At 27.9% G+C, this 14,491-nt stretch carries 18 protein-coding genes; 9 read left to right on the top strand and 9 right to left on the bottom strand.

The window, feature by feature from the left end:
- Position 1 precedes the first annotated feature (1 nt).
- Both cls and BW723_RS16760 read right to left on the bottom strand, forming a co-directional pair.
- On the bottom strand, positions 2-1,426 hold the full coding sequence (gene cls, locus BW723_RS16755) for a cardiolipin synthase (RefSeq protein WP_068357589.1): 1,425 nt from the start codon (positions 1,424-1,426) through the stop codon (positions 2-4).
- A gap of 1 nt (position 1,427) precedes the next feature.
- The gene (locus tag BW723_RS16760; RefSeq protein ID WP_068357586.1) at positions 1,428-1,922 is read right to left on the bottom strand and encodes a GNAT family N-acetyltransferase; all 495 of its coding nucleotides are present in this window, start codon (positions 1,920-1,922) and stop codon (positions 1,428-1,430) included.
- A 52-nt stretch (positions 1,923-1,974) separates the two neighbouring features.
- Between BW723_RS16760 and BW723_RS16765 the strand changes: the two genes are divergently transcribed.
- Genes BW723_RS16765 through BW723_RS16785 form a run of 5 tightly spaced genes read left to right on the top strand, consistent with a single transcriptional unit; the run spans position 1,975 to position 5,590 of the window.
- A complete protein-coding gene (locus BW723_RS16765; protein WP_068357583.1) occupies positions 1,975-2,439 on the top strand; it encodes an LEA type 2 family protein in 465 nt (154 codons plus the stop codon).
- Between the two features lie 35 nt (positions 2,440-2,474).
- Positions 2,475-3,521 carry a bifunctional diaminohydroxyphosphoribosylaminopyrimidine deaminase/5-amino-6-(5-phosphoribosylamino)uracil reductase RibD gene (gene ribD / locus BW723_RS16770; RefSeq protein WP_068357580.1) on the top strand — a complete coding sequence of 349 codons (1,047 nt, stop codon included), beginning with the start codon at positions 2,475-2,477 and terminating at the stop codon, positions 3,519-3,521.
- Positions 3,514-4,122, top strand: coding sequence for an HAD family hydrolase (locus tag BW723_RS16775; protein ID WP_068357578.1), 609 nt, complete (start codon positions 3,514-3,516; stop codon positions 4,120-4,122). The genes ribD and BW723_RS16775 overlap by 8 nt, the downstream gene beginning before the upstream one ends.
- Positions 4,119-4,982 carry an EamA family transporter gene (locus BW723_RS16780; protein WP_068357575.1) on the top strand — a complete coding sequence of 288 codons (864 nt, stop codon included), beginning with the start codon at positions 4,119-4,121 and terminating at the stop codon, positions 4,980-4,982. Before BW723_RS16775 ends, BW723_RS16780 begins: the two co-directional genes overlap by 4 nt.
- The gene (locus tag BW723_RS16785; RefSeq protein ID WP_068357572.1) at positions 4,982-5,590 is read left to right on the top strand and encodes an IMPACT family protein; all 609 of its coding nucleotides are present in this window, start codon (positions 4,982-4,984) and stop codon (positions 5,588-5,590) included. Before BW723_RS16780 ends, BW723_RS16785 begins: the two co-directional genes overlap by 1 nt.
- Positions 5,591-5,616: 26 nt before the next feature.
- Here the strand turns inward: BW723_RS16785 and BW723_RS16790 are convergent, their stop codons facing one another.
- The 6 genes from BW723_RS16790 to BW723_RS16815 all read right to left on the bottom strand — a co-directional run bounded on the left by BW723_RS16790 (position 5,617) and on the right by BW723_RS16815 (position 9,502).
- Positions 5,617-6,039, bottom strand: coding sequence for a thioesterase family protein (locus BW723_RS16790; RefSeq protein ID WP_068357569.1), 423 nt, complete (start codon positions 6,037-6,039; stop codon positions 5,617-5,619).
- Between the two features lie 20 nt (positions 6,040-6,059).
- The gene (locus BW723_RS16795) at positions 6,060-6,929 is read right to left on the bottom strand and encodes a DUF5777 family beta-barrel protein (RefSeq protein WP_068357567.1); all 870 of its coding nucleotides are present in this window, start codon (positions 6,927-6,929) and stop codon (positions 6,060-6,062) included.
- A 14-nt stretch (positions 6,930-6,943) separates the two neighbouring features.
- Positions 6,944-7,483, bottom strand: a complete 540-nt coding sequence (locus BW723_RS16800; RefSeq protein WP_068357564.1) for a YceI family protein — start codon at positions 7,481-7,483, stop codon at positions 6,944-6,946.
- Between the two features lie 19 nt (positions 7,484-7,502).
- Positions 7,503-7,913, bottom strand: a complete 411-nt coding sequence (locus tag BW723_RS16805) for an OB-fold protein (RefSeq protein WP_068357561.1) — start codon at positions 7,911-7,913, stop codon at positions 7,503-7,505.
- 11 nt (positions 7,914-7,924) lie between these two features.
- The gene (locus BW723_RS16810; protein WP_068357557.1) at positions 7,925-8,278 is read right to left on the bottom strand and encodes a c-type cytochrome; all 354 of its coding nucleotides are present in this window, start codon (positions 8,276-8,278) and stop codon (positions 7,925-7,927) included.
- Positions 8,279-8,416: 138 nt separating this feature from the next.
- Positions 8,417-9,502, bottom strand: coding sequence for a LytR/AlgR family response regulator transcription factor (locus BW723_RS16815; RefSeq protein ID WP_068357552.1), 1,086 nt, complete (start codon positions 9,500-9,502; stop codon positions 8,417-8,419).
- 133 nt (positions 9,503-9,635) lie between these two features.
- On the opposite strand from BW723_RS16815, the gene BW723_RS16820 reads away from it, so the two are divergent.
- The 4 genes from BW723_RS16820 (at position 9,636) to BW723_RS16835 (ending at position 11,891) form a co-directional block, all read left to right on the top strand.
- Positions 9,636-10,073 carry an OB-fold protein gene (locus tag BW723_RS16820; RefSeq protein WP_068357545.1) on the top strand — a complete coding sequence of 146 codons (438 nt, stop codon included), beginning with the start codon at positions 9,636-9,638 and terminating at the stop codon, positions 10,071-10,073.
- On the top strand, positions 10,066-10,614 hold the full coding sequence (locus BW723_RS16825) for a YceI family protein (protein WP_068357542.1): 549 nt from the start codon (positions 10,066-10,068) through the stop codon (positions 10,612-10,614). The genes BW723_RS16820 and BW723_RS16825 overlap by 8 nt, the downstream gene beginning before the upstream one ends.
- Positions 10,604-11,518, top strand: coding sequence for a DUF5777 family beta-barrel protein (locus BW723_RS16830; RefSeq protein ID WP_068357539.1), 915 nt, complete (start codon positions 10,604-10,606; stop codon positions 11,516-11,518). Before BW723_RS16825 ends, BW723_RS16830 begins: the two co-directional genes overlap by 11 nt.
- Positions 11,519-11,600: 82 nt before the next feature.
- Positions 11,601-11,891 carry a hypothetical protein gene (locus BW723_RS16835; protein ID WP_068357536.1) on the top strand — a complete coding sequence of 97 codons (291 nt, stop codon included), beginning with the start codon at positions 11,601-11,603 and terminating at the stop codon, positions 11,889-11,891.
- A gap of 33 nt (positions 11,892-11,924) precedes the next feature.
- On the opposite strand, the gene lon is transcribed toward BW723_RS16835, so the two are convergent.
- The gene (lon, locus tag BW723_RS16840; protein ID WP_068357535.1) at positions 11,925-14,378 is read right to left on the bottom strand and encodes an endopeptidase La; all 2,454 of its coding nucleotides are present in this window, start codon (positions 14,376-14,378) and stop codon (positions 11,925-11,927) included.
- Between the last annotated feature and the right edge of the window lie 113 nt (positions 14,379-14,491).

Below are 14,491 nucleotides of genomic sequence, written 5' to 3' on the forward strand. Positions count from 1 at the left end.
ATTATAATAATGGACTAAAAAAACGACAAAGACGTTCTAATGTTTTTTGTTTGATTGATCTTTTTCTAAACGTATCATAATCTATTTTATTCGCTTTATTTTTTCGTTCATCAAACTCATCTTTTACTTCTAGAGTAATTTTTTTATCAAAAAGAATTGCATTGAGTTCGTAATTATGTTCAAAACTTCTGCAATCGAAATTTGTAGAACCAATAGAAATAATTTCATCATCGATAAAAATTACTTTGCTGTGAGAAAAATCTTCTCGTAAATAAATATGTACTCCAGCTTTTAGCAAATCTTCAAAATAAGAATACATACTATAATTGGCCACTTTAGAATCGCTTTTTGCTGGCAATAACAACGTTACTTCTACTCCACTTAAAGCTGCCATTTTAAAGGCTTCTAAAATTGAAAAAGTAGGTATAAAATACGGATTTAAAACACAAATACTTTTTTCAGCCAAATTTATAAAACTTAAATACTGTTGCATAACCACAGATTGCTCATAATCTGGACCACTAGAAACCATTTGTAGTTTTGTATTCCCTTCTACATTACAAGGGGTTAAATAGCTCTCATTATTACTCAAATCTTTGTTTGTAGCATAATAATAATCCATTAAAAAAGTTTTATGAATTCTGTTTACGGCGCAACCTTTTACTTGTATGTGTGTATCTTGCCAAATCCCTAAAAAATCATCATCTGTAATATATTCATCAGAAATATTAACTCCGCCAACAAAACCAATTTCATTATCTATTACTGCAATTTTTCGATGATTCCTATAATTTAAAGAAAACAAGAAACTACCAAATTTAAAAGGAGTTTCTGGATATAATTTTACATCAATATCTTTTAGTTTTCTTTTAGATTTTTTACTTAATTTATAACTACCAAAAGTGTCGTAAATAATTCTAACCTCAATATTCTCTTTAATTTTTTGGGCTAAAATTTCTATAATCTCGTCTAAAACTTGCCCATCTTCAATCATATAATATTGGAGATGAATAAACTTTTTGGCATTTTTTAAAGCTTTATTTAATGCTTTAAAAGTTTCTTTTCCGTTTTTTAGTAAAACCACTTCATTTTTATCTTCTACATTACTATTTGTTGATGAATAAATGAGTTGAGAAATCTTTTTTTGTTGTGTGGTTTCTAAAATATCGAGGTTAGCATTCCCTTCACCCTTAAAAGAATCTTTAATATGTTTTTTTCTTTTTTTGGTTTCTTTAAGTTCAAAAAACTTAATTTTTCTTCTGTTAATTCCAAATAAAACAAACACAAAAACCCCTATAAATGGAAAGAAAAAAGTAATTAAAATCCAACTTAAAGATTTAGAAGGTTTTACACCAAAATACAGCACATTGTAAAATGCCCAACTGAATAAAACAAAATGTAAAACTCCTAAAACATAAAAAATCATATTATTTAATTTCTTTTAGCATCCAAACACTACAAGAATAATGGCAAGTGTTACCCATTGGTTTGTCTAAATTTTTAAAACCGTATTTTTTGTACAATTTTACAGCAGCTTCCATATATGGTAAGGTTTCTAAATAACAGTTTTCGAAACCAAATTCTTTTGCTTTTTCTAAACAAACAGAAATTAGTTTTGGACCCAAACCTTTACCTCTTGCAATTGGCAAAAAATACATTTTTTGTAGCTCGCACGTATTTCCATCAAAATTATCTAATTGTGCAACTCCTGCTCCACCAACAACTTTGTTATTATATTCTACCACAAAATAGGCTGCTTTTTCTTTTTGATAAGTTTCAAACATTGCATCTGTTGCTTTATCTTCATAAGCTGTACCCACTTTTGGTGCACCCATTTCTAAAATAACATTTCGAACTACACTTGCCATTTGCAAATTATCTTTTGATTCTATTTCTCTAATGATAAAATCTGTACTTGTCATTTATTACTGTATTTTTGCAAGAGCAAGTTACCTATTTTTTTAAATACTTTTGATGAAAAAGGCATTCTATTTTTTAAGTTTTTTAATACTATTTTTTAATTGTTCAGTAAAAAAGCAACCTATTTTTATAAAAGTTGATGATGTAAAAATAGTAAGTTTTGCTGCTGACACTCTTAAGCTGCGTGCAAATGCTTTTTTTGAAAACCCAAATGATGTTGGTGGTAAAATTGCTACGGATGATATTGCAATATTTGTTAATGAAATTGAAATTGCTCAAGTTTTTTCTGATGAATTTAAAGTACCTGCAAAAGATAAATTTACGATTCCGCTAACTGCAAACGTACCTACTAAAAAGCTTTTAAATTCTGATAAGAATGGAGTTTTAGGTGGTTTGATAAATTCTTTTATCACTAAAAAAGTGAATGTTAGAATAAAAGGGAATTTAGAATATGTTGTTTTCGGTTTCAAAAAAGAATTTATTGTTGATAAAACCGAAGAAATAAAAATTAAGTTTTAAAATAAATCCATTTTATCTGATCTAAAAAACAAAACATTATCAATCACGAAATTTACATAAAACGCTGTTTACAGATTGCTAAAAACGGAATTAGCTCTACAAGACCAAACCCAAGTGTTGGTGCTGTAATTGTTTTAAATAACAAAATTATTGCAGAAGGTTTTACTTCTAAATATGGAGAAAGTCACGCAGAAGTAAATGCAGTTAATGCTGTAAAAGATAAATCCGTTTTAAAAAATGCTACAATTTATGTTACGCTAGAACCTTGTTCTCACTTTGGCAAAACTCCACCTTGTGCAGATTTATTAGCAAAACATCAATTTAAAAATGTTGTTATTGGTTGTAAAGACACCAACGATTTAGTTGCAGGTAAAGGAATTGAACGATTAAAAAAAGCAGGAATCAATGTAATTGTAGGTGTTTTAGAGGATGAATGCAGAAAACATCATAAAAGATTTTTTACTGTTCAAGATAAAAAAAGACCTTATATTATTTTAAAATGGGCAGAAACCAAAGATGGTTTTGTTGCTCCTTTAGAAAAAGATACACAAGCTCCTGTTTGGATTTCAAACAAATATTCGCAACAATTAGTACACAAATTAAGAGCAAAAGAACAGGCAATTTTAGTGGGTACAAATACAGTTATTGCAGATAACCCTAAGTTAAATGTTAGAAGTTGGTCTGGAAATAATCCTATTAGAATTGTTTTAGATAAAAATTTACGAATACCAAAAAGTGTTCATATTTTTGATGCTAGCGTAAAAACAATTGTGCTAATTAATAAAGGAATCAGAAAACAAGAAAATAAAGAAAATTTGTTTTTTGAAGAAATAGATTTCTCAAATAATATAGCAAAACAAATTTGCGATGTTTTACAAAAACACAAAATTCAATCTGTAATAATTGAAGGAGGCACACAAACACTACAAACTTTTATTGATGCCAATCTTTGGGATGAAGCTTTGGTTTTTGTTGGCGACAATTCTTTTTATACAGGAATAAAAGCCCCCATTTTATCAGCAAAAATTACATCAGAAAGAAAAATAAAAAACGATATTTTAAAAATTTACACCAATGATTAAAAACATAATTTTCGATTTTGGAGACATCTTTATCAATTTAGATAAACAAGGCACTTATAAAGCTATGGCTGCTTTAGGCGTTACTGATATTACTCCAGAAATGATATCAGTTTATCATAAATATGAAAAAGGATTAATAACAACTGAAGATTTTATCAACTTTTACTATGATAAATTTAAAATTAATAAAACTGATTTAGTTGCTGCTTGGAATGCTGTTTTGTTAGATTTCCCTAAAAAACGTTTAGACTTTTTAAAAGAATTGGCTGCAAGCAAAAAATACAGATTATTTTTATTAAGTAACACAAATGATTTGCATATAAAATCTGTTATTAATACAGTTGGTGAAACTTTCTTTAATGAATTTAAAAACTGTTTTGAGCAATTTTATTTATCTCATGAAATTCATTTTAGAAAACCAGATACAGAAATTTATGAGTTTGTTTTAAAAGAAAACAATTTAATTGCAGACGAAACTTTGTTTGTAGATGATTTAAAAGAAAATACGGATTCTGCGAATACATTAGGCATTAAAACTTGGAATTTAACACCTAAAAAAGATGATGTAACTGAACTATTTTTAAAAAATAATTTGAATTGATATATCTAATTTTAAGCATCCTTTTTTCTACAGGATTATTTGTTATTTTTAAATACTTTGGCATTTATAAAGTTGATGTTTTAAAAGCAATTTTTGTAAATTATATTGTTGCTTTTATAATGGGGTTTGCTTTAACAGAAAGTAGTTTTACTTTTTCAGAAATACCTAATCAACCTTGGTTTATTGGCGCAACTTGTTTGGGAGCTTTATTTGTTTCTATATTTTTTGTAATGGCAATGACAGCGCAAAGAAATGGAGTTTCTGTAACTTCTGTTGCTGGTAAAATGTCTGTTGTAATTCCTGTTTTTTTTGGTGTTTTTTTATACAACGAGTCTGTAACAGTTTTAAAAATAGTAGGTATTATTATTGCTTTAATATCAGTTTATTTGGCTTCAGTTAAAGAAAAATCTACAGTTTCTAAAAATGCAGGTTTGCTTTTTCCAGTGCTTTTGTTTTTAGGTTCTGGAGCTATTGATACTATTTTAAAATTTGTAGAATCTAATTACGTACCAAAAAATGATGTTTCTATTTTTTCTGGTAGTTTATTTGGTATTGCTGCTGCTTTTGCTGCAATAGTTTTAATAATTAAAAGCTTAAAAAAAAGAGAAGCTTTTGGTGTAAAAAACATATTTGCTGGTATTGTTTTAGGTGTCCCAAATTATTTTTCGATTGTATTTTTAATCAAAGCTTTGCAAACTCAAGGTTTTGAAAGCTCTACTTTATTTACTATTAATAATGTTGCCATTGTTATTGTGTCTACCGTAGTTGGTCTCTTGGTTTTTAAAGAACAGTTTAGCATTAAAAATAAAATTGGTGTGGCTTTGGCAATTTTAGGAATTGTAATTGTAGCTTTGGCGTAATGGAAAATGATAGCTACAAAACAATTCTAAAGCCATCTACAGAAACCCTTTTTAAAGAAAAAGGTAGTAAGTTCTTTGGTTATGCTTTTCCTGTTTTAAATGAAGATGATGTTAAAGATTGTTTAGAAAACTTAAGAAAAACTCATCATGCTGCTCGTCATTTTTGTTATGCTTACCAAATAGGAATTGAAGACATTAAATACAGAGCAAATGATGATGGAGAGCCTAATAATTCTGCAGGTTTGCCAATTTACGGTCAAATTCAGTCTTTTGAAGTAACCAATGTTTTAATAGTTTCAGTTCGTTATTTTGGAGGCACAAAACTTGGTGTTGGGGGTTTAATTAGCGCTTACAAAACATCTGCACAAATTACTTTAGAAGCCTCAGAAATTGTAGAAAAAACAATTGATGTTTTGTACAAACTCAATTTTCAATACGATATGATGAATAATGTAATGCGCATTATTAAAGAAAAAAACATCAATATTGTAAATCAAAAATTGGAATTAGATTGTGAATACACAATATCCATCAGAAAAAAAGAAGCTCAAACAATTTTTGACATTTTTAATAATTTATACAAGGTTGGTATAAAAACTTTAGATTAAAATTGAAATAAAACCACTTAAATTCTTTACCCAACTTTTCCATAATTTTTAACCTCAACAAAATATTTGGCGATTGCCTTTGGAGGAGTTATACTTACCCAATTCGTATAATCGAACCAAAATAATTCTCTAGTTATTGTGGTACATAATTCCTTTTTATCATTATAAAAATGTATAGATACATTCATTTTTTGATTTGAAAAAGCAATGCTCTTAAACTCTAAATCTACAGAAAAAGCTTCTGTAAATATCAATCTTTTGTGTTGTAAAATTTGATCGTTTTTTTTCTGCAAACCAACTTGTAAATTGTTAAGTTTACTTTTGGTAAACCCGTTTACAAACAAAAATGTTTCTAAAATTTTAGTTGAATAGTTTAAATAAGCTGCATTTTGCATCACCATAAAATCGTTTACATCTTCTCCTTTTACTGTATAATTTCTTTGAAACATAGTGTTTTTTTGTTTTAAAATTAAAAAGTTCTTGAAATGTTAAATCCAAAATGAATATCACCACCAAAAAAATTACCTGTATTTTCGGCTATAAAACTTTTTTCGATCATTGTAATTGCATTTGATAAAATTAATTGAAATATATGGCCACCAGTTTCTATATCTACACCAAAAGCCAATGAATTTCTAGCATTTATAGATTCAGACTCATCAAAAGCATAATAATACTCACTATTTAAAGAAACTCTTTTGCTTAATTTTAATCTGCCTCCAAAACCTACTGCAAAAATATCATGGGGATCTGCTCCTATTTTAACAGTATTTCTATGAATGTAAGTAGGGGTTATTTGAAACGAAAAAGACTCATTAAACTTTCTTGCCACTAAAACCTGCCCAACATAAGATAAACTTTCTGCAAAAGATCTTTTATCTGCAGGATCGTAATCCTTAATCGTTTTTACAGCAATACTACCAAATAGTGAAATAGCTACTGGAAATGATTTTTGTCCTTTTCGTTGTTTTACCCAACTATACTTTAAAAAAGAATCGTAAGTTTTCTCGAAACTACTTCTACCAAAACCAGCTGTTAAATTATCTGTAACTCCATATTCTAGAGCAAAACGAATGTTAGATTGGTCTAAGCCAAAAAGTTCGTCAAAACCTAAATTTATGGCTCCAAATCTGTGAGAAATTATAAACTCTAATTCGCTGTCTTTTCTATTTTCTATAGAATGTCCATTTAAAATCCTTGTTCCTTTAAAGGTTGATGTTACAATATTATCTGTGGTACTTTCTGGTGTTTCATCTTCTAAAATATCTAGTAAATCGTCTTGAGAAAAAATTGAATTGTTTATAAAAATCAATAAAATAATTAATAATATTTTTTTCATTGTACAGAGTTATTTTAATAAGGTTTATGGTTAAATTTAAAAGTAACTTTAATTTTTTTGGCTATATTTTTAGCTACAATTGCAGGAATTTTAATTTTGAAATCTTCTAGATTTATCATAAAATCTCCAGAAACTAAAATGGTATTATTTTGTTTTATAAAATTAGCATCAATATTAATTTCTTTAGAAACCCCATGAATAGTTAAAACACCTTTAACTTGTTTTGTGCTAAGCACATTATTTACAGAATTAAAATCTAAAATTTCACCTTTAAAAGTTGCTTTAGGGTATTTATCAGATTCCACATAATTTTCGTTAAAATGTTCTTGCATTAATGCTTTTTTAAACAGAAACGATTTCATTAAAATTGAAATGGCCATTTTACTATGATCAGTATCGATAATGCTTAAAACTTGATTGTTATCTGCAGTAATATCTTCCATAGGTGCTTTAGAAAAAAAGGTAATAGCACCGTTTTTAGTTAAATATTTTCCTTGACTCTGAGTTATTGAAACCCATAAAAAACAGCTAATTAGCGTAAGTATAATTTTCATATTTGTATATTTTATTTTATTAAAATTCTGATTTTACCAGAACAACATCCATTAAATAGCCAGTACAAATACCTTTAACTGTTATAATTTGTCCGTTTTTTAAAGTGTTTATTTTTTTGCTAGATTTTTCTGATAAATGACAAAGAACTCCACCAAAATCTTTATTGCTTGTTAAGGTGATAATTCCTTTTCCATTTTCTATTTTTAAAGAAGAAATTGCACCATTTACTGCAATTATTTTTTCTAAATATTTTGAGTTTGCAGTTTTTTCATCCAAAGAAAATTCTTCTAAAATTGTATCTGCAGAAACGTAAATATCTACTGGTGTTTCTGTAATATTTTTATGAGGTTTATTGTACATTTTATAACTTATACCTGCACCTACTATTACTAAAAGCAGTACTAATAGAATTATTTTTTTCTTATTCATAACATCTAGTTTTAATTATTTAATGCACCAGCATCTACCCAACAACTTATTGCTTCTATTTCTGTAGTAGTTAAAGAGCCTCCTTGTGGCATTCTTCTGCTTACAACTTCTGCTTTTACACTATTAGCATTTGCACTTGTTCCATTATATGTTGTTAAATTCGGAAAATTACCTCCTGTTCCATGACATTGAATACAATTATTATCTATAATTGGTTTTATACTAAGAGCATAGGTAATTGTAGCACAAAGGTCTGTTTCTGGTGTTTCTTCAATAGTTTCTTCTACGTTTTTTAAACATGAAGCAAAAAAAACTATTGTAGAAAGTATCAATAATGTTTTTTTAAATTTTAGTTGATTGTTCATTTAAATTCGGTTTTAGTAATACCGTAAAATAAATGGTTTACAATTATTTATAAACTATTAAGTTCTTTGAAAGAGAAATAAAAAAGGTTAAAAGGGAAAAAAATAAGTTAAAAAGGAAAGAGAAATTTACTAAAAAAGTTAAATACTTAGCCATTGTTTAAATTCGGCAGCTTTGTTTTTACTGATAATTATTTCTTCGGATGTTTTAGATTGCAACAATATTTTTAACTGACTATTTCCGTATTTAATAATTTTATCAATAGCTGTAATACTTATTATAAATTGTCTGTTAGCTCTAAAAAATAAAGTGGAGTTTAAATTGGTATACATATCATCTAAACTCAAATTAGTTGTAGATCTTTTGCCATCGAAACAAACTACATAAGTTATTGTATTTTCTGTATAAACGTATGCAATATCTTTAGTTGCAATTGGCACAAGTTCGTTTCTAACATAAGTAAGAATTCTTTCTTTTTCTTTTTCTGTAGTTTCTTCTTTAATAATTTCTATTGGTGTTTCTGCTACTTTTTCTTTGTAAGAGACCAAATCTGTATTCAACTTAGAAAGGTTTACAACTTCTGATGTTAAGTTGGTATTTCTTAATTCTAATTGTTTTTCATAAGCACTACCAAGAACTCTAACTGCTAGAAAAGATAATACAATTATTAAAATTCCCATTACTAAAAAAATAAGGTAAAAATTGCTTTTTAAAGTATTCATTTGAATCGAAATACTTTTAATATTTACGTTCGCAGCAATTATTAAATCAGAATTTTTAATGGGTGAAATATGAATAATTTCTGATGATGAATTTGTAATTGGATTTACTAACAAATCGTATAAATTATCAGAATTGTTTTTCTCTTTTAAAGAAGCTAATAAAGTTTGATTTGAGCTAACTAACTGACCAACTTTTGTTTTATCTGGATTTGCAACCTCTTTTCCACTCCAATTAAAAACACTTATAAACCAACTATCTGTATTTGTATTTTCTATAATTTGCTGAATGTTTTTTACAATTTCACCTTTTTTAATGCCTGATGATAATTGAAAATCGATAAGTTTTGCAATTTCATTTGCTTCTCTTTTACTAGATTCTACTTGAACTTCTATCAATTGATTTGCACTAACTTTAATAAAATATTTAGATGCAAATAGCGCAACCAATAAAAAAATGGCAGCAATAGATAAAAAGGTTAAAAAATAAAGTTTGTCTTTTTTCATTTAAAAATTGAATGTCGAAATATACCACTATTCTTATCTTATTGTCAAGGTTTATTCCTCTTTAAAGTATTTTTTTCGCTTTCATAGATTTTTGTTTCTTAAAAACAATAGTTTTCTTTTTCTTTGATATCATATGAAAACTAAAAATATTTTTTATGGCATAGGTATTCTTTTAATAGTTGTACTGAATATTCTGTATTTTTATAATCCTATTTTTAAATCGGATAGTAAAAGCATTGAAAATAAGCTTACTGATTATAATTTAAAAGCCTCAGATTTAGTAAGCAGTTTTACCAACAACGAAAAGAAAGCAAACCTTTTATATACTGGAAAAATTATCGAAATTACTGGTACAATTAAAGAAATTACCTATTTAAATGATAGAAATACCATTATTTTAAATAGTAATTCTGAAACATTTGGAGTAATTTGCGATATCAACCCAAATCAAAAAGAAAAAATACATCAACTAAAGCAACATCAAAAAATTAAAGTAAAAGGCATTTGCAAAGGTTTTTTAAAAGATGTTATATTTTTAAATTGCGCTATAGATTTACCAATCAATGAATAAACTATTACCATTTTTTTTTCTGATTATAACGCTTGCTGACTTTAATGTAAAAGAGCATCAATTTATTGCAAGGCAAGGACAAATTTCTTTTTTTTCTTATACCTCTGTAGAAAATATTGAAGCCAAAAACAATCAAGTTCTCAGTATATTAGATCTAGAAAAACAAGAAATTGCAATTAGTATGTTAATGCGTGCTTTTGTTTTTAAAAAAGATTTAATGTACGAGCATTTTAACGAAAGTTATATAGAGTCTGATATTTTTCCGAAAGCAAATTTTGAAGGAAAAATTATTGATTTTGATGCAAAAACGATGCAAAATCAAACCAGAATTATTCGCGGAAAAATAACCATCCATGGCATAACAAAAGAGATAGATATTAAAACCACCATTTTAAATAATAATGGTAATTATACACTTTCTGGTTCTTTTGATCTTTTAGTTAACGATTTTGATATTAAAATTCCACCAATTTTATCAAGTAATATTGCCAAAACCATTGCTATACAATTCAACTTTCAATACAAACCTTATGAAGAATAAACACCTATTTAAACTGTTCTTATTTTGTATGCTATTGATGCATTTTTCTACAAACTCACAAGGTTTACTAGACCAATTAGAAAACGAATTCCCAAACAAACCAATATATGAAATTGCCACTTTTAAAACTACTAGAATTGGTTTAGGGCATTCTATTGAAACACGTAAAAAAGGAATTTTAGAAATTGCTTTTTATAATAGATATTGGAATATTCCTGATTTTAAAGGACAACGTTTTTTAGCAGATAAAGTGAGCATTCGTTATGGTTTAGACTATGCTTTTTCAGATAATTTTACTTTTGGTTTAGGCTACACGAACTACGATAAAATTACTGACGGTTTTTTTAAATATAAACTATTAAAACAACGTCAGAACTCGAATAAAGGATTGGTCAGCATTACCTTGGTTCAAGGTGTTTCTCATAGAAAAACAACAAGTATGTATAGCAACTATAATCAACAAAACAATAGCACAACGTCTAGCAAATATGCCTTTACCAGCCAGGTTTTAATTGCAAGAAAAATAAATACAGAACTTTCTTTACAAGTTGCACCTACTTTTATACAAAAAGCAGAAAATCCGTTAATAGATAATGATAAAAATCAGTTTGCAATTGCATTTGGTGGTAGACATAAAATTGGAGGACACGCTTCTATTGTATCTGAATATTTTTATGTAACTAACCCAATAAAATCTATAGAAAATTATAATGCTTTTATGATAGGTATAAATTGGGAATTGAGTCATTTAATGTTACAATTTCAAATGACAAATGCCCGAAATTTTGCCGAAGACACTTTTATTACTCAAACCAGAAATAATTTTAATGCTAAAGATGGTAATTTTCATTTTGGGTTTAATGCTACTTGGGTTTTACAAACTAAAAAGAAAAAATTAAACTAATAATAATTTTACCTAAAGATAGGTATTGTTTCGATTAATAAGTTCAAATACATTTGAGATTATTAACTAAAAACTATTTATCATGAAAAAAGTGAAATTTTTATTGTTGGCATTTTTAACTCTAGTAACTGTTAGTTTTTCGAGTTGTGAAGAATTATTTGGTTTAGAAGATGAAGATGATAATGTTGTAGAAACTGTTGCTTGTGGCGATTATAATGGACCAAGTAATATAGACAATCAATACGATTATCAATGCCAAGCTGCTTACGCTTACAAATGTAATGGGGAAACAGAAGCCTTAGCTAGCCAGTGTGCCTATTACAAACAATTACAACAACAGCTAAATTTACCAGATTGTGATTATTGTGATTAAAAAAAAGCCTCCAAATATTTGGAGGCTTTTTTTTTAAACTAATTTCTTAGCATTTTTAACTTTTTGCTTTGTTAGTGCAATATCTATTACTTGTTTCATATCTGAAACATAATGGAAAGTTAAGCCTTTTAAGTAGCTTTCTTTAATTTCTAGAATATCTTTTCTATTTTCTTCACAAAGAATTATTTCTTTAATATTTGCTCTTTTTGCAGCTAATATTTTTTCTTTAATTCCGCCAACAGGCAATACCTTTCCTCGTAAAGTAATTTCGCCAGTCATTGCTAATTTATTCTTAACCTTTCTTTGCGTATAAGAAGAGATTAACGAAGTTAACATTGTAATACCTGCACTTGGCCCATCTTTAGGAGTTGCACCTTCCGGCACATGAATATGTACATTGTACTTCTCCATTACTTCTGGTTTTATACCAAATTCTTCTGCATTCGATTTTATATATTGTAATGCAATTGTTGCAGACTCTTTCATTACAGTACCTAAATTACCAGTAATTGAAAGATTTCCTTTTCCTTTAGACAAAATAGATTCTATAAATAAAATATCTCCACCCACAGAAGTCCAAGCTAAACCAGTAACAACACCTGCAACATCATTTGTTTCGTATTTATCTCTGTTTCTTGGAGTTCCTAAAATTTCTTCAACTTTTTCTGATGATAAATTAACCTCATATTCTTCTTCTAAAGCAATAGATTTTGCAGCAAAACGAACTACTTTAGCCACTTGCTTTTCTAAACCACGTACACCAGATTCACGAGTATAACCTTCTACAATTTGCTCTATTTGTTTTTTACCTAATTTTAAATCTTTAGAAGATAAACCGTGTTCTTTTAATTGTTTAGGCAATAAATGTCTTTTGGCAATTTCTATTTTTTCTTCAATAGTATAACCAGTAACATTTATAATTTCCATTCTATCACGTAAAGCCCAAGGAATTTGCCCTAAATTATTGGCTGTTGCAATAAAAAGCACTTTCGATAAATCGTAACCAACTTCTAAATAATTATCGTAAAAAGCTTCATTTTGTTCAGGATCTAAAACTTCTAACATTGCAGAAGATGGATCTCCTTGATGACTTTGCCCTAACTTATCAATCTCATCCAATACAAAAACTGGATTTGATGTTCCTGCTTTTTTAAGGTTTTGGATTAAACGTCCAGGCATTGCACCAATATAAGTTTTTCTATGTCCTCTAATTTCAGCTTCATCACGTAAACCACCTAAAGACATACGTACATATTTACGTCCTAAAGATTCTGCAACAGATCTTCCTAGTGAAGTTTTACCAACTCCTGGAGGTCCATATAAACAGATAATTGGCGATTTCATATCGTTTCTTAACTTTAAAACAGCCAAATGTTCTATGATTCTTTCTTTAACTTTTTCTAATCCGAAGTGATCTCTATCTAAAACTTTTGTAGCGTGCTTTAAGTCGAATTTATCTTCAGAAAAAATTCCCCAAGGTAATTCTAACATTAACTCTAAATAACTTCTTTGTACACCATATTCAGCAGCTTGCGGATTCATTCTTTTTAAACGAGCCAATTCTTTATCAAAAGTTTCGCCAACTTCTTTGGTCCACTTTTTAGTTTTGGCTTGCTTACGCATTTCTTCCAATTCTTGATCGTTAGAAACACCTCCTAATTCTTCTTGAATAGTTTTTAATTGCTGATTTAAATAATATTCACGTTGTTGTTGATCTAAATCTTCGCGCGTTTTTGACTGAATATCATTTCGCAATTGTAATTTCTGCAGCTCTTTATTTAGGTTCTTAAGCGTTAATAATGCACGTTCTTTTAGGTTGTCTTTTTCTAAAATTACTTGTTTCTGCATTACAGATAAATCCATATTTGATGCAATAAAATTCACCAAAAACGAATTCGATTGAATGTTTTTAATAGCAAAAGAAGCTTCACTTGGCAACATAGGGTTTTCTTTAATTACCTCTAATGCTTGCTCTTTAATAGAATCGATAATTGCATCAAATTCTTTCTGATTTTCTATTTCTTTGTTTTCAAATACTTCTTTTACTGTCGCTTTTAAATAAGGTTCAGTCTGAGTTAATTCATTAATTTCAAAACGTTTTTTACCTTGAATAATTACAGTTGTGTTACCATCAGGCATTTTTAACACACGTAAAATTTGTGCTACAACACCTGTTGTATGAATGTCTTGTAATTTAGGAACTTCTTCCTCTTCATTACGCTGTGCAACAACTCCAATTATTTTATCTCCTTTATTGGCATCTTTTATTAATTGAATCGATTTATCTCTACCAGCAGTAATAGGTATTACAACTCCAGGAAATAACACAGTATTTCTTAAAGGTAAAATTGGTAACGATTCTGGTACACTTTCTTTATTAATAATCTCCTCATCTTCAGCAGTCATTAAGGGGATTAATTCAGAATCTTCACTTATAATATCTTGAAAAGACAAACTGTCTAATTTTATTATTTTTGATTTGCTCATATACTATATATCTGTCATTCTGACATTGATTTAAATGTAAATCGAAAATCAACATCTTTCTTATAAAATTAAAATACTGATAATCAAAAATATAAAAAATTATTACTGATTAT

It is taken from the genome of Polaribacter reichenbachii (assembly GCF_001975665.1).
GTDB classification, from domain to species: domain Bacteria; phylum Bacteroidota; class Bacteroidia; order Flavobacteriales; family Flavobacteriaceae; genus Polaribacter; species Polaribacter reichenbachii.